The sequence below is a fragment of the Terrabacter sp. Ter38 genome, from assembly GCF_024519435.1.
In the GTDB taxonomy this organism is placed as follows: domain Bacteria; phylum Actinomycetota; class Actinomycetes; order Actinomycetales; family Dermatophilaceae; genus Terrabacter.
In genome coordinates, this window is sequence record NZ_JALJRZ010000004.1 from 284,657 (window position 1) to 304,862 (window position 20,206).

A 20,206-nucleotide genomic window follows, 5' to 3' on the forward strand; every position below is an offset into this window, starting at 1 on the left:
AGGAAGTACTCCCCTCGCGGATCATCGTACGGGTGGCGCGACCGCCGCCCAAACGGCCTGTCGAGGGTTGCGCGCCGGCAGCGTCGCCTTCAGGCCTCGCGCGTGGCCCGCATGGCGCGGCCGGCGAGCTCGTCGGAGCTGACCGGGCGGGCCCCGGCAGTCCAGTCGGCCTCGTCCTTGGCGTACTGGAGCCCGTAGGCCGGCTGGCCGGGCTGGGTGCGCCAGCCCTCGGCGAGCGGGCCGAGGTCGAGGGTGTCGTAGCCGATGGCGTCGAAAGCGCGGCGCACGGCGTCCTTCGCGGCGGGCCCGTCGCCGGCGATCGCCAAGGCACTACGGCCGTCGGCGCCGGCAGGCAGCAGCGGCTGGGCGAGGTCGCGCAGGTGCTGGACGTAGATGTTGTTGAAGGCCTTGACGACGTACGACTGCGGCAGGTGCGCCTGGAGCAGCTCGGAGCTCGTCGTGGAGCCGTCGTCGAGAGCCTCGATCTGACCGTCGCGCTGAGGGTAGTAGTTCATCGTGTCGATGACGACCTTGCCGGCGAGCTCGTCGACGGGCACGTCGCGGTAGGCCTTGAGCGGGATCGTCACGACGACCAGGTCGCCGGCAGCGGCGGCCTCCTGCGCCGTGGCGGCTCGGGCATGCGGGCCGAGCTCGGCCACGAGCTCCGCGAGGGTCTCGGGACCCCTGCTGTTGCTCAGGACGACGTCGTGCCCGGCCGCGATCGCGAGCCGGGCGACGGTGCTGCCGATGTTGCCGCTGCCGATGAAGCCCCAGGTGGTCATGCCTCGTCAACCGACGGGGTGCCCGGCTCATTCCGAGAGCCGGATGGTCCTGCCGATGGTGTGGCCTCCGGTGGGGTCCTGACCCCACCGGAGGGAGGACGATGCGCCGATCCATGCGACGCGCGCCCCGCGGACGGCGCCGAGGGCGTATGCCGTCCGCTGCCGACGGCGGGCCGGCGCCGTCAGGACGTGGTGGCGTGGGGGAGGCGCAGGGTGAAGCGGGCGCCTCCCTCGGCCGCGTGCCCGGCCTGCACGGTCCCGCCGAGCAGGTGGGCGAGCCGCCCGACGATGGCCAGGCCGAGGCCGGTGCCGACGGGACGGATGCCGCGGTAGCGCTCGTGCAGGACCGACGGCTCGAACGCGACGGCGAGGTCCTCGTCGGTCAGGCCGGGACCGCCGTCGCGCACCTCGATGACGGCCACGTCCGTGGGGGAGCCCGGTTCGCGGCGCACCTCGACGACGATCGGGCGGCCCGACGGCGTGACTCGTAGGGCGTTCTCGAGCAGCCCGTCGAGGAGCTGGCGCACCCGAGCCGGGTCGGTGACCGTCCACACGACGGCCACGGCCGGGACGAAGGTGAAGGACACCCCCACGGCAGCGCACCGCCGGGACCAGACCGACTCGACCTCGCGGCCGAGGGCGACGAGGTCGGTGCGCTCAGGGTGGACGCTCTGGCTGTCGGCGCCGAGCCGCGCGAGGTCGAGCAGGTCGCCGACGAGCCGCTCGAGACGCTTCGCCTCGGTGAGGACGACGCCGCCGACCCGGGCGGTGTCCTCGGCGGGGACGACGCCGCTCGCGAGCGACTCGGCGTAGCCGCTGATGCCGGTCAGGGGCGTGCGCAGGTCGTGCGACACCGAGAGGAGGAAGTCGCGCTGGCGCTCCTCGGACCGGGCCAGCGAGCTCGACAGGGAGTTGAGGGCGCTCGCCACCTCCGCGACCTCGTCGGGACCCTCGACCGGCACCCGCACGTCGCGCTGACCGGCCGCGAGGGCGTGTGCCGCGTCGGCCGTGCGCCGCAGCGGCCGGGACAGGCGCTTCGCGACGGCGATGCTGACGACGACCGCGACGACGGCGGCGATGACGAGCGCGAGCAGGACGCGGCGCACGAGCCGGTCGGAGTCCGCCGTCGCATCGGACCGGCGCTGTACGAGGATGATGCCGCCGGCGTCGGTCGGTCGCCCCTCGACGAGGACGAGTGCGCCACCGAGGTCGTCGCGGGTCGAGAGGGTGCGGCCGGCGAGGAGGGCCCTCTGCCGGGCCGGGGTCAGGGCGTCACGGGCGAGGGCGCTCGTCGACGTCATGGCGCCGCCGCGTCCGATGCTCGCGGACTCGATCCCGAGCGCGCCGAGCGTGCGGACCGCCTTGTTCTGGGCCGCCCGTGCGACGACGCCCGAGTCGGCGCGCTCGGCGGCGGCGTCGGCGATGCGCGACAGCGTGCGCCGGGCCGCGTCGTCGGCGGACGTGCGGGTCAGGCCGACGGCGAGCAGGCCGGCGAGGAGCGCGGTCAGCACCGCGATGCCGACGGCGAGCAGGACGATCCGTCGCGACAGCGTCCCGCGCGAGCCCGTCACGGTCTCGGCCCGGGCGCTCGCGGGGCGTCCGGGGGCGGGGCGGCACCCTCGTGCGGAGCCCGCGCGGCGGCATACCCGACGGATCGCACGGTGCGGATCGGGCTGGCGTCGCCGAGCTTGGCGCGCAGCTGGGCGACGTGGACGTCGACGGTGCGCCCGCCGGCCGTCGCGGCATATCCCCACACGTCACTGAGCAGCTGCTCGCGAGTGAAGACGACCCCCGGACGGCGCACGAGGTGCGTCAGGAGGTCGAACTCCGTGGCGGTCAAGGCGATCTCGCGCCCGGCGACCCGCACCTCGTGGCTGGTCAGGTCGATGCTCAGGTCGCCGGCGCTGAGCACCTCGGGTGACTGGGACTCCCCGCGGGTGCGTCGCAGCACCCCCCCGAGCCGTGCCACGACCTCCCGCGGGGAGAAGGGTTTCGTGATGTAGTCGTCGGCTCCGAGCTCGAGACCGACGATGCGGTCGACCTCGTCGTCGCGCGCCGTCACGAAGAGGACCGGCGTCCAGTCGCCGCGCCCGCGGAGGCGGCGACACACCTCGATCCCGTCGAGGACCGGCAGGCCGATGTCGAGCACGATGGCACTCGGGCGCAGGTCGCGCGCCGCGTCGAGGGCGCTCGCCCCGTCCGTGACGACCTCGACGCCGTAGCCGGCCGCCCGGAGGTTGAGCCGCAACACGTCCGCGATGGCCGGCTCGTCCTCGACGACGAGCACGAGACCGCGGCCGGGGTCGGGGCGGCGCTCAGGGCCGGAGCCGGGCTCGGTGGACACGATCGCAGCGTAGTGAGCGCAGGCGGCGCGCACGTCACGCCCGTGTTCGGGTCGTGTCAGGGGATGGGGCGCTGACTAGGGGGAAACGGAGCGTTCACTCGACCGGGGACGGGCTGCGCTCTCAGGTGGGCACGGCGGCGATGGGACACGACCCACACGACGGCTCCGGCCACGACGAGGACGACGACCACCACGCCCCACCACGACCCGGCCTCGGCTGCGAGCCAGGCCTGCACCACGGCGAGCCCGACCGTCGCGTAGAGCACCGCCCAGAGGGTCGACCCGACGACGGCGGCCGGCTGACCCAGTAGGTGCCGTTGGACCGCACCATCGCGCTCGCGAAGAGCGCGAGGAACGCCTGCCAGACGGGCAGCGCGGCCACCGTGTCGAGCATGGCTTCAGCCTGGGCCGGCGCTCGTGCCCGGCCGTCGCGGGCTACGCCCCTGGTCAGCGCGGGTCGAAGTCGACCTCGGCCGCGGGCACGACATCACCCGTGCGGCCGGGCGCGTCCGACCAGGACCAGTACGTGTTGGTGTGGGCGATGACCTGCTCGGGGGCGACGGGGACACCCCACTGACGGAGGTCCTCGGTCGTGTGGGCGTCGCCGACGAGCGTCGTGTCGTAGCCACGCACGAGAGCGCCGTGCAGTGTCGAGCGGATGCAGGCGTCGGTCTGGGCGCCGGTGACGACGACCCGACCGACCCGGCGCTCGGCGAGGACCGACTCGAGGTCGGTGTCCTCGAAGGAGTCGCCGTAGCGCTTGTGGACGAGCGGCTCGGACTCGGCACGGGCCAGCTCGGGGACGTACTGCCAACCCTCGGTGTCGATCTGCATGTTGTCGTCGGAGTGCTGCACCCAGATGACGGGGACCTGCTCGTTGCGCGCCTTGTCGACGAGGCCGTTGATGCGGGCGATGACGCCGTCGCGGTCGTGCGCGCCCGAGACGACGTCGTTCTGGACGTCGATGACGAGCAGTGCGGTGTTGGGGCGTCCTTCGAGGGTGGTCATGGCGGCTCGCACCTCCGGGTCTCGGTCTGGTTCCTCGCTCCGACGACGCTACGCCTGCGCACCGACACCGTGGCTCTCAGGGCGCGACGAGCAGGCAGAACGGGTGGCCGGCCGGGTCGGCGAGCACGACGAGCGGCTCACTGTCGTCGTCGGTACGGTCGAGCAGCACCTGCGCGCCCAGTGAGAGCGCCCGGTCCCGATGACGCTCGAGCTCGGCGAAGGTCGGCACGGCGTAGTCGACGTGCAGCTGCATCGGCACCTCGTGGGTGGGCCACGTCGAGCGCGGCAGCGGACCGTCGACCTGCTGGACCGCGAGTCGCCGGACGCCCTCGGCGTCGAGCAGGACGAGCCAGTCGGCGTCGTCCTCGGCCCCGCCTGCCGGGGGCTCGTCGCCGGGCCGGTAGTGCAGGCCGAGCAGCGCGCGGTAGAACTCGGCGAGGGCGCGGGCGTCCTCGGTGTCGAGGGCGGTGTGCATCAGGCGGGGGAACTCGGTCACGGAGCCTCCTCGATCGCGATCGACCTCCACCATAGAAGTGCGGCCCGCGCACAGCCCCCGAGTGCACCCACCGGACAACACACCGAGAAGGTCGCAACACACCGTGGTCGGATCACGGGGTGTTGCGACCTTCTCGGTGTGTTGCGGGGATGGGATGCTGGGCCGGCCATGACGAAGATGACGAACCCGACCCACGCCTCCCGCGAGCTCACCATCACGTCCGCGTCCAACCCGCGCCTCAAGGGCCTGCTCTCCCTGCGCCGCCGACGCACGCGCGAGGAGACCGGCCAGACGCTCGTCGAGGGCTACGAGGAGATCGGCCTCGCCCTGTCGGCCGGCGTGCGCCCGGGGACCGTCTACGTCTGCGAGGAGCTCTTCAGCCCCGCCGGCCAAGCCGGGAGCCAGGACATCGGCCACCAGACCGACCTGCTCGCGCGCCTGCGCGACGACCGCGTCGAGGTCGTGCACCTCAGCCGCGGCGCTTTCGAGAAGGTCAGCTATCGCGAGGGACCCGACGGCCTCATCGCCGTCGTCGACCGCATCGGCGTCTCCCTCGGCGACCTGCGCGTCGACGGGCCCGACCACCTCACCCTGCTCAGCCAGGGCGTCGAGAAGCCCGGCAACCTCGGCGCCATGCTCCGCACCGCCGACGCCGCGGGGGTCGACGCCGTCGTGGCGGCCGACCCCGTCACCGACTGGGGCAACCCCAACGTCGTGCGCGCCAGCAAGGGCACGGTCTTCGCCGTGCCGGCCGCGAGCGCGACGACGGCCGACGCGCTCGAGTGGCTCGCGAGCCACGACATCCGGCTCGTCGTCACGACCCCGGAGACCGACGTGCTGCACACCGACGTCGACTACACCGGCCGCGTGGCCATCGCCGTCGGCAGCGAGAAGCACGGCGCCGACCGCACCCTGCTCGACGCCGCGACCCATCGCGTCCGGATTCCCATGCACGGCAAGGCCAACAGCCTCAACGTCGCCGCATCGGCCGCGATCGTGCTCTACGAGGCGGTCCGCCAACGCGACGCGCGCTGACCGGACGGCCCTCCGGGAGCCAGCGGGACGGCATACGAGATGACACTCAGGTTTCATTCATGTGACGCGTGTGACGAGCCCCGCAAGAGACGGGGAGGGGTGGTCAAGAGCACCCCTTGGCGTGTGTCACGATGTTCTGTATGCGAGTTGACCACGTCTCCTATGCAGCGGAGGCCGGTGGCCTCAAGGCCACAGCCGCCCGACTGTCCGAGCTCATCGGCGTCGCGCCGGTCGACGGAGGGGTGCATCCCCGGTTCGGCACGCGCAACGTGATCTTCCCCTTGGCCAAGGACCACTACCTCGAGGTCGTCGAGGTGCTGGACCACCCGGCCTCCGACAAGGCCCCCTTCGGGCAGGCCGTCCGCGCCGCGTCCGAGGCCGGCGGTGGCTGGCTCGGCTGGGTCGTCGCCGTCGACGACATCGCCGTGGTCGAGCAGCGCCTCGGCCGCGAGTCGGTCCCGGGCAACCGGCACCGTCCCGACGGCACCGAGCTCAAGTGGCGCCAGCTCGGCATCAAGGGCCTCATGGCGGACCCCCAGGTCCCCTACTTCATCGAGTGGGACGACATGACGGTGCACCCCTCCGCGGGCGCCGACACGTCGGTCTCCATCGACAACCTCCAGATCGCCGGTGACCCCAAGCGCGTGCGCGAGTGGCTCGGCCCGGAGGACACCTTCGACAAGGGCGGCATCGACTTCACCTTCGTCGCCCCACACGGCACGCCGGGTCTGCTGTCGGTCACCTTCGACACCCCGGCCGGCAAGGTCACCATCTGACCGAGTCACCAACTCGCACGCGAACGGCGGTCACCCCTTCGGGGTGGCCGCCGTTCGTCGTCCCGAGGGCGTATGCCGTGTCGCGGACCGGGCAGCCGCGCGCGGTTCGGTTACGGTGCCTGAATGCCGCTGGAGCTGCCGGTGCCGGGACGCGACCGTCGGGGGGCCGTGCCGTCCCTCGACCTCGAGACGCTGCCCCGCGAGGTGCGCGCGGCGGTGGAGGCGATGGTCGCCGGTCACGAGGTCGTGCTCCGCCGCGACGGGCGTGAGATCGGCGTGCTCGTGCACCAGCCGAGCGTCCTGGTGGGCACCGTCGTGGGCGGACCGGAGCCGGATCGGGTCGGTCGCGAGGACGACGGTCGTGGTCCGGAGCGGGTGCCCGAGGGGGTCGTGGTGGTGGCGACCGCGACGAAGCTGTCGACGGCCGCGCGCCAGCGACTCTCCGACGAGCTGGGCGACGGCTACATCGTCCTCGACCTGCTCAGGGCCCCGACGAGCGCCGACGTCGTGCTGACCCACCCGGTGAGCCCGCAGCTGCTCGGGTCGCTGCGCGGGATGTTCCCCCGGGCCCGGATCATCGTCACCGAGATCGAGGACGACGAGCTCGGCGTCAGCGCACCGGGCCCCGTCAGCCGCCTGCTCGACGCGGGGGCGTCGGCCTACCTGCCGCCCCGCCCGCTGCGCGAGGTGGCCGCGAACGTCCATGCGTACCTGACCGGCTCCGGTGCGCCGCAGCTCACGGCCGGCGACTCGGGGACGCCGCCGCGTGGGGCGCTGGGGTCGTCGCCCGGGGACGCCCCGCCTCCCGGTTGAGGTAGCCGCGCCGCTGAGACTGCCGCGCGTTCACGTCGACCGACAGTGTCGTGCCCGCGGCGTCTGTCAGGACTCGACGCAGAACTCGTTGCCCTCGGGGTCGGCCATGACCACGACGTCGCCGTCGCGACCGGTGACGGTCGCGCCCAGGGCGACGAGACGCTCGACCTCGGCCTCGACGGTGTCCATGGTGCGCAGGTCGAAGTGCTGCCGGTTCTTCGCGGTCTTGGGCTCGGGGACGGGCTGGAACCACAGGGTCGGGCCGCCCCAGCCTGCCGGCTCGACCCAGGCCCGCTCGTCCGTGCTGTCCTCGTCGACGTTCGAGCCGAGGGCGGCGGCCCAGAAATTCGCGAGCCGCAACGGCTCGGCGCAGTCGAACGTCACCGACTTCACGAAGGCCACCATGACCCGAACCTAGCCGCCACCGGTCGCCACCACCCGCTTGAGGTATCCGAGGTGCCGGACTCGCGGTCGCGATACCTCAACCCGGGCGCGCAGGGCTGAGCAGCGCGTCAGCGGCCCCAGCGCTTGAGGCGCAGCGAGTTGCTGACGACGAGCACCGACGACAGGGCCATCGTCGCGCCGGCGATCATCGGGTTGAGCAGGCCGAACGCGGCGAGCGGGATGGCGGCGGTGTTGTAGCCGAAGGCCCAGGCGAGGTTCTGCTTGATGATGCGCAACGTCTCGCGGGAGAGACCGATCGCGTCACCGACGGCGTCGAGGTCGGTGCGCACGAGGACGATGTCGGCCGAGTCCATGGCGACGTCGGTGCCCGAGCCCATCGCGAGACCGAGGTCGGCCTGGGCGAGGGCGGCGGCGTCGTTGACGCCGTCGCCGACCATGGCGACGACCCGGCCGGACTTCTGCAGCTCGGTGACGACGGCGTGCTTCTGCGCCGGCAGCACGTCGGCGCGCACGTTGGAGGCGTCGATGCCGACCTGCTCGGCGACGCTGCGCGCGTTGGAGGCGCTGTCGCCGGTGAGCAGGTAGGGCGTCAGGCCGAGGGCCCGGAGCCGGGCGATCGCGGCCGTGGACGAGTCGCGCACCGTGTCCTCGACGGTGAGAGCCGCCTGGGCGACGCCGTCCCAGCCGACGTAGACGGTCGTGCCGGCGTGACTGCGGGCGTGGGCGACGAGCTCGGGGTCGACGCTCTCGAAGAGGACGGCCTTGCCGACCGTGACCTCGGTGTCCTTGATCCGCGCCGTCGCCCCCTCGCCCGGGTTCGACTGGAAGTCGCGGATGCGCGGCAGGTCGAGCTTGGCCAGCCGGGCGCCGTCGACGACGGCCTGCGCGATGGGGTGCTCGCTGCCCTGCTCGACGGCGGCGGCCGCGATGAGGGCGGCCTTCTTGGAGAGCTTGCCGCGCACGGAGATGCTCCGTAGTCGCAGCTCGCCGGTCGTCACCGTGCCCGTCTTGTCGAGCACGACGGTGTCGACGCGGCGCGTGTCCTCGAGCACCTGCGGCCCCTTGATGAGCGTGCCGAGCTGGGCGCCGCGGCCGGTTCCGACGAGCAGCGCGGTCGGCGTGGCCAGACCGAGGGCGCAGGGGCAGGCGATGATGAGCACCGTCACGGCGACGGCCAGCGACGTGCCGAGGTCGTGGCCCGTGAGGAGCCAGGCGACGAAGGTGACGACGGCGATGACGAGGACGACCGGGACGAAGATCGCGGAGACGCGGTCGGCGAGCCGCTGGACGTCGGCCTTGCCGGTCTGGGCGGTCTCGACGAGACGCTGGATGCCGGCCAGCATCGTGTCGGCGCCGACCTTGCGGGCCTCGACGACGATGCGTCCGGTCGTGTTGATCGAGCCGCCCGTGACCTCGTCGCCGGGGGAGACGTCGACGGGCGTCGACTCGCCGGTGACGAGGCTCGCGTCGACCGCGCTCGACCCGTCGCGCACCGTGCCGTCGGTCGCGACCTTCTCACCGGGCCGGACGACGAACTGGTCGCCGACGACGAGCTGGTCGACGGGGATGCGCAGCTCGCTCGTGATCCGCGACTGGGGGTCGATGCGCAGGACGGAGACGTCCTTGGCGCCGAGGTCGAGCAGCGAGCGCAGGGCGTCCTTGCCGGAGTCCTTGGCGCGCGCCTCGAGGAAGCGGCCGACGAGCAGGAACGTCGTGACGACCGCGGCGACCTCGAAGTAGAGGTGCATGCCGCCCTGGAGCAGCTCGACGACGGAGTAGCCCCAGGCAGCGAGCACCCCGAGGGACACGAGGGTGTCCATCGTCGAGGCGAGGTGACGGGCGTTGACGGCAGCGGCGCGGTGGAACGGCCACGCGCACCAGAAGACGACGGGCGTCGCGAGGAGCAGCTCGAGCCACGGGCTCGCCCCGAACGTCGGCAGCACCATGGCGAGCAGCAGCACCGGGATCGTCAGCGCGATGGCGACGACGAGCCGGGGCTTGAGGACGTCCTGCGCGGGCGTGTGGTCGAGGTGGTTCTCAACGGAGCCGCCGCGACCCGTCCCGGCCTCGTGACCCGCCTGACCGGAGGGGCCCGCGTGGTCCTCGTGCGCTGCGGGCGGCGTCGGGGTCGTCGCGGGACCGGCGTCGACCGTCGTGGTCGCAGCGGCGGCGCGGACCTTCCGGCGAGCCAACTCCTGGGCGCGCAGCTTCTCGAGCAGCGCACCGGCGGCGGGCCTCGCCACCTCGCCACCCGGGGAGCCGCCCGGGGCACTGTCGGACGACACGGCATACGTGCTCGGGGCGGTGGGGGCCGGCGGCGCAGGGCGAGAGCCGTCGATGACGGTGGCGCCGTAGCCGGTCTTCTTCACCTCGGCGACGATCTGCTCGATCGTGACGGGGGCGGTGAACGAGACGAGGGCCTTCTCGGTGGCGAGGTTGACGGTTGCGGACTCGACGCCGGCGACCTTCGACAGCTTGCGCTCGATGCGGGCCGAGCAGGAGGCGCAGGTCATGCCGGTGATGGCGAGGCGGACCTCGTCGGGGGTCCGCTCGGCCGTGGTCACCGGCGCCTGGCCCTCGGTCATCGGAGGCTGTAGCCGGCCTCGGCGACGGCGTCCGCGATGGCGGACGGGTCGAGGGGGGCCTCGCTCGTGATGGTGACGGGGGAGTCCTCGCCGGGGTGCAGGTCGACCGCGACCGCGACGACGCCGGGCAGCGCCGAAAGCTCACCGCTCACGGCGGCGGTGCAGTGGCCGCACGTCATGCCGGTGACGGTGACCTCGGTCTGGGTGGTGGTGCTCATCGGGTGCCTCCTCGGGCGGTGGTCGGTGGGGTGCTCAGCTGCGCACGAGTCGGGCAATGGCCTCCGAGGCCTCGCGCACCTTCTCGGCAGCAGCCTCGTCGGACTCTCGGGCGGCATCGACGACGCAGTGGGCGACGTGGTCCTCGAGCAGGCCGAGGCTGACCGCCTGCAGCGCCTTGGTGATGGCGCTGACCTGGGTCAGGATGTCGATGCAGTAGGTGTCGGTGTCGACCATCTTCTGCACCCCCCGCACCTGACCCTCGATGCGGCGCAGCCGCTTCAGGTAGTCGTCCTTGCTGCCGGCGTATCCAGCCATGGCACCTCCTCGTCCTCCTCAACAGGATACCCCTCTGGGGTATTCCCCTCCCGTCACGGACCGCCGAGCACCTCCTTCGCCAGCCGCTTCGGCGCCTTGGTCAGCCACGCGTCGGTGACGACCTCGCGGATCTCCTCCGCCGTGAGCCTGCCGAGGTCCCGCTCGAGCAGGAGCACGGCGTTGTAGCCGTTCCAGTGCGGCGTCGTGAACCACGGGGAGTCAGGGTCGGCGACCATCGACTCCTTGTCCTCGGGCGTGCACATGAAGGCGAGGACGTCGTCGTAGGGCTCGCCCGTCTCGGGGTCGACGGCGTCCTTGCGCGGACCGCGGGCGAAGGCGAAGGTCTTGCCCCTGACCTGGAAGCCCGGTCGACCGCCGACCGGTGGGTCGCGGGTCACCTCGGGCAGCGCGGCGGCTGCCTCGTCGACGTCACTGAGCCGGGCGGGACGCGAGCGGGCCATGCCTTCGCACGTTAGCCCGCCGGACGGCATACCTGAAGGGGCCACGCGCACTCCCTGGCCAGAGGTCGACGGATCCGGCCAAACCGGTCACGAAAGTCGCGGTTCGGGCGTATTTTTTGGGGTGAGCAGCCCACCTCGATGTGTGGGGGTTAGCGTGGCCGTCTCGGGGCTCAGACTCAATCTTCTCGGTGCTCCGACGCTCGTCTCGGGAGACGATCCCGTGGCGCTGTCGCCGGGTACCGCGGTGCTCGTCGCCTATCTCGCGCTCGCACCACGCGAGGGGCGCCAACGCGCGGTCGCGGCTGCCCAGCTCTTCGCCGACTGCCCCGAGGACTCGGCCCGCCGCCGGTTCAACACCGCCGTCTGGCGGCTCCAGTCCGAGGTGCGCGCGAGCACGGGCGTCGAGCTCGTCGGCCGCTCCGGTGGACGGTCGGTCGCGTTGAGCCGGGCCGTGCCGATGACCGTCGACGCGGTCCGCTTCGAGGACCTGCTGGCTCCCGTCCTGCGCCGCAACGTCGTCGACCTCACGGACGACGACGTCCACCGGCTCGAGGACGCCGTCGCGCTGCACCGCGGCCGGCTCGTCGAGGTCTGCGACGACGAGTGGGTGCTCGGGGCGCGACACCGCATCGAGACCCTCTACCTCACCGCCCTCGACTACCTCGTCCAGCACCACGGCAACCGCGGCGACGTCGCCGCCGTCGACCGCTACGGGACGCTCGCGCTCGCCGTCGAGCCGCTGCGCGAGGACATCCACCGCCACCTCATGGGCGCCTACGCGGCGTCCGGCCGGCACGATCTCGTCGAGCGGCAGTTCGAGCAGTGCCGCCTGACGCTGCTCGCGGAGCTCGGCGCCGACCCGATGCCCGAGACGGTCGCGCTCTACGCCCGGATCACCCGGGGCGACGCCGGCCAGGCCGCGTCGGTGGCCGCGCTCGTCGCCGAGCTCGAACGGGCCCGACGCGAGGTCGTGCGCCTCGCCGAGATCGTCGACCGCGCGCTCGACCGCCTGCACCGCATGCCCTGACGGGCAACGAGGGCGTATGCCGTGTCGCCGGGAGCGGCATGAGGTGGCCTCTCGACGTGACGAGGTGGGCCGGACGTGGCCTCTCGACGTGACGAGGTGGGCCGGACGTGGCCTCTCGACGGTGGGGTCGGTGGTGATCAGGCGGTGAGCAGGCGGTGAGCGGGTCGTGATCGGGGGGCGCGGGTCTCGTGAGCGGTCGGTGATCGGTTGCCGGGACGCTCGTGGCTGAGCAGAAGGGTCACGGCCTGGTGATGCGAGCGTGGAGGCGGCGATTCCTCATCGACGTGTGGGCCGAGCCCCGCGACGTCGACACGCTCCCGGCCGTCATCAGGGCCCGGGTGCGCGACATGGCCACGGACGAGGAGACCTACGTGGGATCGTTCGCCGAGATCGAGCAGATCGTCGAGGCACGCCTCGACGACGACGGCGTGAGCCCGAGGCGTTGGGAGCGACCGTGATCCGCGAGGTCAGCGAGGCGCTGCGAGACGTCATCCACCGGGCCACCCCCGACCTCGGGACGTGGATCGTGCTCCACTCGCTCTCGCAGGGCGACAAGACGGCCCTGCCGGACACCAAGGGCATCCTCGCGCTCATCGCGGTGGCCGAGCACCCGCACCTGCGCAACCGACCCCTCGTCGACGGGCTCACCGGCCTCGTCCGGGCGCCGCTGTCGCTCCAGCTGACCTACCTCGTCACCTACGTCGGCGACCACGACGAGGCGCAGACCCGGCTCGGCCGCGTCGTCCAGGCCTTCCACACGACGCCGATCGTGCGGCCGCCGGACCTGACGCCGCCGCTGTCGGACGAGGTCGAGAGCATCGCCGTCCGGCTGCTCGCGCCGAACGCCGACGAGCGCAACCAGGTCTGGGGGTCGCTCGGTCGGGCCGGGCGGCTCGCCCTCTTCTACGAGGTCGACGTCGCTCCGGTGCCGGTCCTCGAGCGGGACGGTCGCGGCCGGGTCCGCGAGCACCGCATCGACTGGGTGGGGGCGACGTGAGCGTCCAGCCGGCGGCCCCGCACCTCGCAACGGTCACGACGACGCTGCGCCACACCGTGCGCCTCGTCCACGCCTCGACCGGGGCGCGGCTGCGCGGCCTCGACGCCCACCTCGAGCCGGCCCCGGCCGGCTGGACCCTCCGCGTGCTCCCGGACGTCCTCGTCGTCGCCGTCCGCGCCGACGCCCCGGTGCCCGCCGTGCCGCCGAGGGTCGTGGTCACTCTGACGAACGGGGCGCTCGCCGACGTCCTCGTCGTACCGCCGCTCACCGGTCGACCCCCGCGGACCTTCGTCGTCGACCTCACCGCACCCGACGTCGAGGTCGTCGTCCACCCCGTCCCTTCGAGCCTGACCGTCGTCCTCACGACCCCGTCGACCGGAGCGCCGCGCACCGGTGTCGCCGTCACGGCGCGCGCGACTTCGGGTCCCGACCCGAAGCCGAGCGTCGCGCTCCCCGAAGTCGATCCGGGCACCTACCGGTCCGCGCCCGTCGAGTGGACCGCCGCCTTCACGCCGCTCGACCTGCTCGTCGGTGGCCAGCCGCTGCGCACGCTCTCCGTCGACGTCTCGAGGGCGACGACGACCGTCCACCTCGTCGACACGACCTGACGACGGCGCCAAGGGCAACCACCGCACGACCCGCACCGCACCACACCACGACCCGCACCACGACCGAATCGCACCCGAACCGCACCCCACCTGAACCGCACGACAGAGCACGAGCCGAGGAGGGCACCGTGACGACCTACCTTTCACCCGGCGTCTACGTCGAGGAGGTCCCCTCGGGGCCGCAACCGATCGCAGCCGCCCCCACGAGCGTCGTGGCCGTGCTCGGCACGACGCGCCGCGGGCCCGTCAAGGAGCCGACGCGTGTCACGGGATGGGCCGACTTCGTGCGGACCTTCGGGGCCGCCACGTCGCGGGGCTTCACGGGGGAGTCGGTCTTCGGCTACTTCGAGAACGGCGGCCCCGCCGCCTGGATCGTCCGGGTCGACCCGTCGACCGGCGCCTCGTGGACCGTCTTCGACGTCGCGGGCACGGAGAGCTTCGACATCGAGGCGAGCTCGCCCGGCACGTGGGGCAACGACCTGTCGGTCGCCGTCTCCGCCGACGAGTCGGCCGCGTCGGGCTCGTTCTACCGCGCGACGACGACGTCGGCGACGGGCGCCATCGCGAGCGGGGGGAACGGCACGATCGCTGTCGCCTCGACCGCGGGGCTCAAGCCCGGAGACACCGTCGCCCTGGTGGCTGCGCCGACGAGCGGGTCGGTCGCGGCACCGCCCACCGCGCTCGTGACGGCCCTGACCACGACGTCGATCACGGTCGGCAGCGCGAGCGCCGCCGTCACCCTCCCCGCTGGCTCGGTCGTCGCGAGCGCGGCCGCCGCGGCGGCCACCGCCGTCTTCCTCCCGTCCGGCAAGGGCTTCAAGAAGGGTGACGTCGTCGTCGCCGTCGCCCCCAACGGCACGCGCTCGAGCGCGGTCGTCACCGACGTCACGACCGCCGGCAGCGGGGTCACCCTGACCCTCGACGCGTCCCTCGGCGCCGTCCCCGGCGCGGCCTTCGTCCAGCGGCGCACCGACTACCGGGCCACCGCGACGATCGCCGGCGCCCCGGCCGGGTCACCGCCGTCGCTCAACGTCTCGGCCTCGGCCCTCGCGTTCGACCGTCCGCTCACCGCGCCCATCGCGTCCGAGCTGACGGCGAGCGGCGTCGAGCACGCGGCAGCGCGCCTCACGACCAGTGACGGCCGCACCGCCTCCTGGCAGACGAACCGCTTCGTCGTCGTCGGCGCCACCGCCGCCCCGAGCGGCCCGGTCACCGTCAACGCGGCGGTCACGGCGGTCCTGCTCGCGGACTCGGGCCTCGGCATCACCGGGCTGTCCGCGGCCGACGTCGGCAACGCGTACGGCTTCCTCCCGGCGGGTGCCAAGGTGACCTTCACCGGCGCGGGGTCGACCCCCGCCGTCGTCGCGACCCGGACGGCCGGCGGGTTCACGCTGGCTCCCGCGCCGGTCGCGACCGACACGTACACGGACGCGACGTTCACCCTCCAGGCCGACGCCGACGACGGCATCGCCGTCCGATGCGCCGTGGCGCCCCGGGTCGGCGACGTGCTCGGTCTCGGGACGGCCTACGCGCCGATCACGGGCGTCGACGCAGCGGGTGGCGACACGTACGTGCTCCGGTTCGCGGCCAGCACGGCCGTCTCCAACGCCGCCCAGGCGCGTTTCCCGCTGTATGCCGTCGAGTCGGCGTCCGTCGTGGCCGCGCGGTTCACGCTGGCGGTCTCCGTCGGCGGCGCCCCCGCCGAGACGTTCGGCGGCCTGTCCCTGAGCCCCGACCACCCGGCGTACTTCGCCAAGGACGACGTCGTCAACGGCGCCTCGTCGCTCGTCACCGTGACCGCGCGGGCCAGTGGTGCCCCGGCGGTGTCGCTCGCGGCGGCGCCGTTCTACACGGCCGTCGACCGGATCGGCGCCGACAAGGCCCCGACGAACGACGACTTCCGCGCCGGCCTGACCCGGCTCGAGGAGGTCGCCGAGCCGGCCATGGTCATCTGCCCGGACGCGCTGACGCTCGGCGACCCGCTCCTGCAGGCCGACCTCGTCGGCCAGGTCGTGACGCACTGCGAGAACTTCCGGCGCTTCGCCATCGTCGACGCGCCCGACCTCGACGACACGGAGCTGCTGTCGTGGCGCAACACGACGCTCTCGAGCACGTATGCCGCCCTCTACGCGCCGCACCTGCAGATCGTCACGATCGACCCCGACTCGATCGACCGCTTCACGACCGTGCCGCCGTCGGGCTTCGTCGCCGGGGTCTTCGCCCGCACCGACCGGCTGCGCGGCGTGCACAAGGCGCCCGGGAACGAGACGGTCACCGGCATCGTCGGGCTCTCGCAGGCCTACACCCAGCGCCGGCAGGACCTGCTCAACCCCGGCGGCGTCAACCTCATCCGAGCCTTCCCGGGCCGCGGCACGAGGCTCTGGGGTGCCCGCAACGCGACCGACGACACGACGTGGCGCTACGTCAACGTCCGTCGGCTCTTCAACATGGTCGAGACGTCGGTCGACCGCGCCACCCAGTGGGTCGTCTTCGAGCCCAACACCGCCCAGACGTGGATCCGCGTCAAGGTCTCGGTGGAGAACTTTCTCGACCAGCAGTGGCGTGCAGGGGCGCTCGCGGGCACCAAGCCGGAGCAGGCCTACCGCGTGCGCGTCGGGCTCGGCGAGACGATGACGGAGACGGACATCGACCTCGGGCTCATCATCACCGAGGTCGCGATCGCGCCGGCCAAGCCCGCGGAGTTCGTCGTCTTCCGCTTCAGCCACAAGCGGCTGTCCGAGTGACCCGCCGTGACCAGCCGACGCACACGCCGCCTGAATCCTCTTGTGAGCCAAGGAGCCTGACATGTATCCCATGACCACCCTGCACTTCACCGTCAGCTGGGGCGACCGCCAGCAGACCTCGAGCTTCTCGGAGGTGAGCGGGCTGACGATGGAGGCCGAGGTCGTCGAGTACCGCGGCGGCGCGGACCCGCAGTTCTCGACGCGCAAGCAGCCCGGGCTGCGCAAGTTCTCCAACGTCACCCTCAAGCGGGGCATCGCCCCGACGGAGGCCGGCAACGGGCTCTTCGAGTGGTACAACTCCATCACCATCGGCGCGGTCGAGCGGCGCGACGTCACGGTGAGCCTCCTCAACGAGGAGCGCGAGCCGGTCATGACGTGGAAGATCAAGGAGGCCTGGCCGGTCAAGATCGAGGGCCCCGGCCTCAAGTCGACCGGCACCGACGTCGCCATCGAGTCGGTCGAGTTCGCCTGCGAGGGCATCGAGATCGAGGCGAAGTAGCCGATGCTCCCGCTCGCCTCACCCGCGCTCGTGCCGTTCACGACGGCGCACTTCGTGCTGGCCATCGACGGGCTCACGTCCGTCAGTTTCAGCAAGTGCACCGGGCTCGCGGGTGAGGTCGCCGTCGAGGAGTACCAGGAGGGCGGCGAGAACCGCTTCGCCCACCGCTTCCCGACGCGGGCGTCCTTCCCCAACCTCGTCCTCAACCAGGGCGCCGGCCCCCTCCAGGAGCTGTGGGACTGGTTCTACGAGTTCCACGTCACGGGTGTCGTGACGCCGCGCGACGGGACCGTCGTGCTCATGAGCACCGTCGAGGGCGCGCTCGCGCCGGTCCGCGTGTGGGCCTTCACGCGCGGCTGGCCGGTCAAGCTCACCGGCCCCGACCTCGATGCCCAGAGCTCGGCTGTCGCCGTCGAGGCCGTCGAGATCGCCCACCACGGGCTCGTCCTCAAGAAGGTGGTCTGAGTGCCCGTCGTCATCAGCGAGATCGTCACCGAGGTCGTCGTCGCACCGAGGACGGATGCCCCCGGGCCGGCGCCCGACGCGCCGCTCGGTGACGCCGCCATCGAAGCCATCGTGCGGCGGTCGGTGGAGCGGGTCCTCGAGGTGCTCCGGCGGGAGTGGGACCGGTGAACCTCACGGCCACCCAGCTGACCAAGCTGACCATCGACGCGTACGCCGACCTGAAGTTCGAGCAGCCCGCCGGGCTGCGCTGGCAGGCCCTGCTCAACCCGACCGAGCTGTCCTTCTCGCGCAAGAACCTCTACCAGGCGACGCAGTCGGCCGGCACGTCTGCGCCGCAGCAGTCCTTCAGCGGTGGCGAGCCCGACCAGGTGCAGATCGACCTGTTGCTCGACGGCACCGGGGTCGTCGGCGAGCCCGGTGGCATCGGTGAGCTGCTCGACGCCCTCCTCGCGCTGACGAAGTTCCAGGGCGACACGCACCAGCCCTACTACGTGCACTGCTACTGGGGGCGGTTCAGCTTCCGCGGCATCCTGACCCAGGCCGACGTGACGTACAAGCTCTTCAACCGGGCGGGGGAGCCGCTGCGGGCGACGGTCAAGCTGTCACTCAAGGAGGCGCTGTCACCGCAGGAGGTTGCCGCCGAGGACCGGCCGGCCTCGCCCGACCTCTACCAGACGTGGCTCGTCACGGACGGCGACGCCCTCGACGCCATCGCCGCCCGGGTCTACGGTGACCCCGCCTACTGGCGCCCGCTGGCGGCGGCCAACCGGCTGACCAACCCGCGCGGGCTCACCACCGGGCAGCTGCTCCTGCTCCCGCCGCTGGGGACGACCCGATGACCGCGCCGACGACCCAGCGCGACCGACCGGCCTTCGAGGTGCGGGTCGGCGGGACCGCGCTCGAGCCGATCGTCGCCGCCGACGTCGTCGAGCTCGAGGTGCACGAGGAGGTCGGTCGCCACGGGCGGCTCACGCTCCTCGTCCAGAACTGGGACGCCGACCAGCGCGTCGTGCGGCACAGCGACGACGGGCCGTTCACTCCCGGAGCGGGCATCGCGGTCTCCGTCGGCTACCACTCCGACCTCACTGAGGTCTTCGACGGCGTCATCGCCTCGCTGACGACGCACTTCCCGAGCGGCAGCCCTCCCGTGCTCCGGGTCGAGGGCCGGTCGCGGTCGGTCCTCATGGACCACCCGCCGCGGTCGCGCCAGCTCGCCGATGTCACCGACGCCGACATCGCCTCCGCCGTCGCTGCCGACTACTCGCTCGAGACCGACGCGGCCGACGGCGTCACCCACCCCTTCTGGGCCAGCGACCGGGTCAGCGACTGGGATGCCCTGACGACCCGGGCGTGCGAGCTCGGCTGGGTCCTGTTCGTCCGCGGCACGAAGCTCGTGCTCCGGCCGCCGTCGGCCGCGCAGAACCCGCTCGAGCTCGACTGGACCCGGTCGCTCGTCGAGCTGCACCTCACCGAGGACCTGACCCGGGCCATCGACACCGCGGTCGGGGTCGGCTGGGACGTCGACGCCGCCGAGGCGACCGAGAGCGAGCAGAGCGCGAGCGCGGCCGACCTCGACGTCGGTGACCGGCAGAGTCACTCGGCGGCCGTCGGCGACGCCGGGTGGCCGCTGCGAGCCGAGCGTGTCGAGTCGGACGCGGTCGGTGCCGCCGACGAGGCCGACGCGAGAGCCGTTGCCGCCCAAAGGCGCTCCGCCCTCGGGCACGTCCACGGCACCGGCGTCGTGCAGGGCGAGCCGGGGCTGCGCTGCGACGGCTGGCTCTCCATCGCCGGTGTCGGACGGCGGATGTCCGGACCGCACTACGTCACCGCTGCACGACACCGGCTCTCGGCCCGGGGCTACGTCACCGAGTTCCAGGTGGGATCGCCCCCGCGGCTCGTGCCGCGGGCAGCGGCCGACGACGGGTCGGGGCGCCGCGGCGACCGCGGACCGGCGCTCGGGATCGGCCTCGTCGAGGCGCTCGACGACCCGGCGTCGCTCAACCGGGTCAAGGTGCGCCTGCCCTGGCGCAGCGACGGCGGTGACGGCGTCTGGGCTCGCCTCTCCAACGTCGACGCGGGCGACGGCTACGGGGCCGTCATCGCCCCTGCCGTCGGGCAAGAGGTGCTCGTCGGCTTCGTCGGCGGCGACCCGGCACACCCCGTCGTCCTGGGCTCGCTCTACAACGGGAGCCAGCAGCCCCCCTTCACCGTCGACCCGGACACGAACGCCGTGCGAGCGCTCGTCTCGCCCGACCAGCACACCCTCCGCCTCGAGGACGGCACCGACAGCGCCGTGACTCTCAAGACCGGCAAGGGCCACTCGATCCTGCTGTCCGACAAGGACTCCGAGGTCGTCATCACCCACAAGGACAGCGGCAACGCGATCCGCCTGTCCGCCGACGGCATCGAGCTGACGGCGGCGCAGGGCGACATCACCCTCTCGTCGTCGTCCGGGACCATCTCGCTCGACTCGCTCAAGCTCGCCGCCAAGGCGTCCGGCCCGTCGAGCATCGAGAGCTCGGCGACCCTCGACGTCAAGGCCTCGGGATCCCTGGGCCTCAAGGGGTCCCTCGTGACCATCAACTGACCGGACGCCGCACGTCCGGACCAGTCCACACCACCGATCA

At 72.7% G+C, this 20,206-nt stretch carries 23 protein-coding genes; 13 read left to right on the plus strand and 10 right to left on the minus strand.

Annotation, left to right across the window (positions count from 1 at the left end; translation table 11 throughout):
• Nucleotides 1–89 precede the first annotated feature (89 nt).
• From NR112_RS11150 to NR112_RS11170, 5 genes are all read right to left on the minus strand, one after another.
• Nucleotides 90–782 carry an NADPH-dependent F420 reductase gene (locus tag NR112_RS11150; RefSeq protein ID WP_256794348.1) on the minus strand — a complete coding sequence of 231 codons (693 nt, stop codon included), beginning with the start codon at nt 780–782 and terminating at the stop codon, nt 90–92.
• 182 nt (nt 783–964) lie between these two features.
• Nucleotides 965–2,353, minus strand: a complete 1,389-nt coding sequence (locus NR112_RS11155) for a HAMP domain-containing sensor histidine kinase (protein WP_256794349.1) — start codon at nt 2,351–2,353, stop codon at nt 965–967.
• Nucleotides 2,350–3,126 (minus strand): response regulator transcription factor, encoded by a 777-nt coding sequence (locus tag NR112_RS11160; protein ID WP_256794351.1) that lies wholly within the window; start codon nt 3,124–3,126, stop codon nt 2,350–2,352. The genes NR112_RS11155 and NR112_RS11160 overlap by 4 nt, the downstream gene beginning before the upstream one ends.
• A 447-nt stretch (nt 3,127–3,573) precedes the next feature.
• Nucleotides 3,574–4,134, minus strand: a complete 561-nt coding sequence (locus NR112_RS11165; RefSeq protein ID WP_256794353.1) for a cysteine hydrolase family protein — start codon at nt 4,132–4,134, stop codon at nt 3,574–3,576.
• 76 nt (nt 4,135–4,210) lie between these two features.
• A complete protein-coding gene (locus NR112_RS11170; protein WP_256794354.1) occupies nt 4,211–4,630 on the minus strand; it encodes a VOC family protein in 420 nt (139 codons plus the stop codon).
• Nucleotides 4,631–4,807: 177 nt separating this feature from the next.
• Here NR112_RS11170 and NR112_RS11175 point away from each other — a divergent pair, with 177 nt between their 5' ends.
• The 3 genes from NR112_RS11175 to NR112_RS11185 all read left to right on the plus strand — a co-directional run bounded on the left by NR112_RS11175 (nt 4,808) and on the right by NR112_RS11185 (nt 7,254).
• The gene (locus tag NR112_RS11175) at nt 4,808–5,665 is read left to right on the plus strand and encodes an RNA methyltransferase (RefSeq protein ID WP_256794504.1); all 858 of its coding nucleotides are present in this window, start codon (nt 4,808–4,810) and stop codon (nt 5,663–5,665) included.
• Nucleotides 5,666–5,805: 140 nt separating this feature from the next.
• Entirely contained in the window at nt 5,806–6,441 is a 636-nt protein-coding gene (locus tag NR112_RS11180) for a VOC family protein (protein WP_020143723.1), read from the plus strand.
• Between the two features lie 123 nt (nt 6,442–6,564).
• Nucleotides 6,565–7,254, plus strand: a complete 690-nt coding sequence (locus tag NR112_RS11185; RefSeq protein ID WP_256794355.1) for a hypothetical protein — start codon at nt 6,565–6,567, stop codon at nt 7,252–7,254.
• A 66-nt stretch (nt 7,255–7,320) separates the two neighbouring features.
• Here NR112_RS11185 and NR112_RS11190 read toward each other — a convergent pair whose 3' ends face one another.
• The 5 genes from NR112_RS11190 to NR112_RS11210 all read right to left on the minus strand — a co-directional run bounded on the left by NR112_RS11190 (nt 7,321) and on the right by NR112_RS11210 (nt 11,239).
• On the minus strand, nt 7,321–7,659 hold the full coding sequence (locus NR112_RS11190) for a VOC family protein (RefSeq protein WP_256794357.1): 339 nt from the start codon (nt 7,657–7,659) through the stop codon (nt 7,321–7,323).
• Nucleotides 7,660–7,766: 107 nt separating this feature from the next.
• A complete protein-coding gene (locus tag NR112_RS11195; RefSeq protein WP_256794359.1) occupies nt 7,767–10,244 on the minus strand; it encodes a cation-translocating P-type ATPase in 2,478 nt (825 codons plus the stop codon).
• Nucleotides 10,241–10,462, minus strand: coding sequence for a heavy-metal-associated domain-containing protein (locus NR112_RS11200; RefSeq protein ID WP_256794361.1), 222 nt, complete (start codon nt 10,460–10,462; stop codon nt 10,241–10,243). Before NR112_RS11200 ends, NR112_RS11195 begins: the two co-directional genes overlap by 4 nt.
• Nucleotides 10,463–10,496: 34 nt before the next feature.
• The gene (locus tag NR112_RS11205) at nt 10,497–10,778 is read right to left on the minus strand and encodes a metal-sensitive transcriptional regulator (protein WP_256794363.1); all 282 of its coding nucleotides are present in this window, start codon (nt 10,776–10,778) and stop codon (nt 10,497–10,499) included.
• A gap of 53 nt (nt 10,779–10,831) precedes the next feature.
• Complete coding sequence (locus NR112_RS11210) at nt 10,832–11,239, minus strand: MmcQ/YjbR family DNA-binding protein (protein ID WP_256794365.1); 408 nt, start codon at nt 11,237–11,239, stop codon at nt 10,832–10,834.
• Between the two features lie 220 nt (nt 11,240–11,459).
• Between NR112_RS11210 and NR112_RS11215 the strand changes: the two genes are divergently transcribed.
• From NR112_RS11215 to NR112_RS11260, 10 genes are all read left to right on the plus strand, one after another.
• Complete coding sequence (locus NR112_RS11215; RefSeq protein WP_256794367.1) at nt 11,460–12,266, plus strand: bacterial transcriptional activator domain-containing protein; 807 nt, start codon at nt 11,460–11,462, stop codon at nt 12,264–12,266.
• A gap of 221 nt (nt 12,267–12,487) precedes the next feature.
• Nucleotides 12,488–12,724: a hypothetical protein gene (locus NR112_RS11220; RefSeq protein ID WP_256794369.1), complete on the plus strand. Its 237-nt coding sequence runs from the start codon at nt 12,488–12,490 to the stop codon at nt 12,722–12,724.
• Nucleotides 12,721–13,263: a Pvc16 family protein gene (locus NR112_RS11225; RefSeq protein ID WP_256794370.1), complete on the plus strand. Its 543-nt coding sequence runs from the start codon at nt 12,721–12,723 to the stop codon at nt 13,261–13,263. The genes NR112_RS11220 and NR112_RS11225 overlap by 4 nt, the downstream gene beginning before the upstream one ends.
• Nucleotides 13,260–13,871, plus strand: coding sequence for a hypothetical protein (locus NR112_RS11230; RefSeq protein ID WP_256794371.1), 612 nt, complete (start codon nt 13,260–13,262; stop codon nt 13,869–13,871). Before NR112_RS11225 ends, NR112_RS11230 begins: the two co-directional genes overlap by 4 nt.
• 128 nt (nt 13,872–13,999) lie before the next feature.
• The gene (locus tag NR112_RS22920) at nt 14,000–16,615 is read left to right on the plus strand and encodes a phage tail sheath subtilisin-like domain-containing protein (protein ID WP_256794373.1); all 2,616 of its coding nucleotides are present in this window, start codon (nt 14,000–14,002) and stop codon (nt 16,613–16,615) included.
• A 61-nt stretch (nt 16,616–16,676) separates the two neighbouring features.
• The gene (locus NR112_RS11240) at nt 16,677–17,114 is read left to right on the plus strand and encodes a phage tail protein (protein ID WP_056774549.1); all 438 of its coding nucleotides are present in this window, start codon (nt 16,677–16,679) and stop codon (nt 17,112–17,114) included.
• Between the two features lie 3 nt (nt 17,115–17,117).
• Nucleotides 17,118–17,579, plus strand: coding sequence for a phage tail protein (locus NR112_RS11245; protein ID WP_256794377.1), 462 nt, complete (start codon nt 17,118–17,120; stop codon nt 17,577–17,579).
• Nucleotides 17,580–17,747 carry a DUF5908 family protein gene (locus tag NR112_RS22925; RefSeq protein WP_256794379.1) on the plus strand — a complete coding sequence of 56 codons (168 nt, stop codon included), beginning with the start codon at nt 17,580–17,582 and terminating at the stop codon, nt 17,745–17,747.
• Complete coding sequence (locus NR112_RS11255) at nt 17,744–18,418, plus strand: hypothetical protein (protein WP_256794381.1); 675 nt, start codon at nt 17,744–17,746, stop codon at nt 18,416–18,418. The genes NR112_RS22925 and NR112_RS11255 overlap by 4 nt, the downstream gene beginning before the upstream one ends.
• Nucleotides 18,415–20,166, plus strand: coding sequence for a phage baseplate assembly protein V (locus tag NR112_RS11260; RefSeq protein WP_256794383.1), 1,752 nt, complete (start codon nt 18,415–18,417; stop codon nt 20,164–20,166). The genes NR112_RS11255 and NR112_RS11260 overlap by 4 nt, the downstream gene beginning before the upstream one ends.
• The last annotated feature ends 40 nt before the right edge of the window (nt 20,167–20,206 follow it).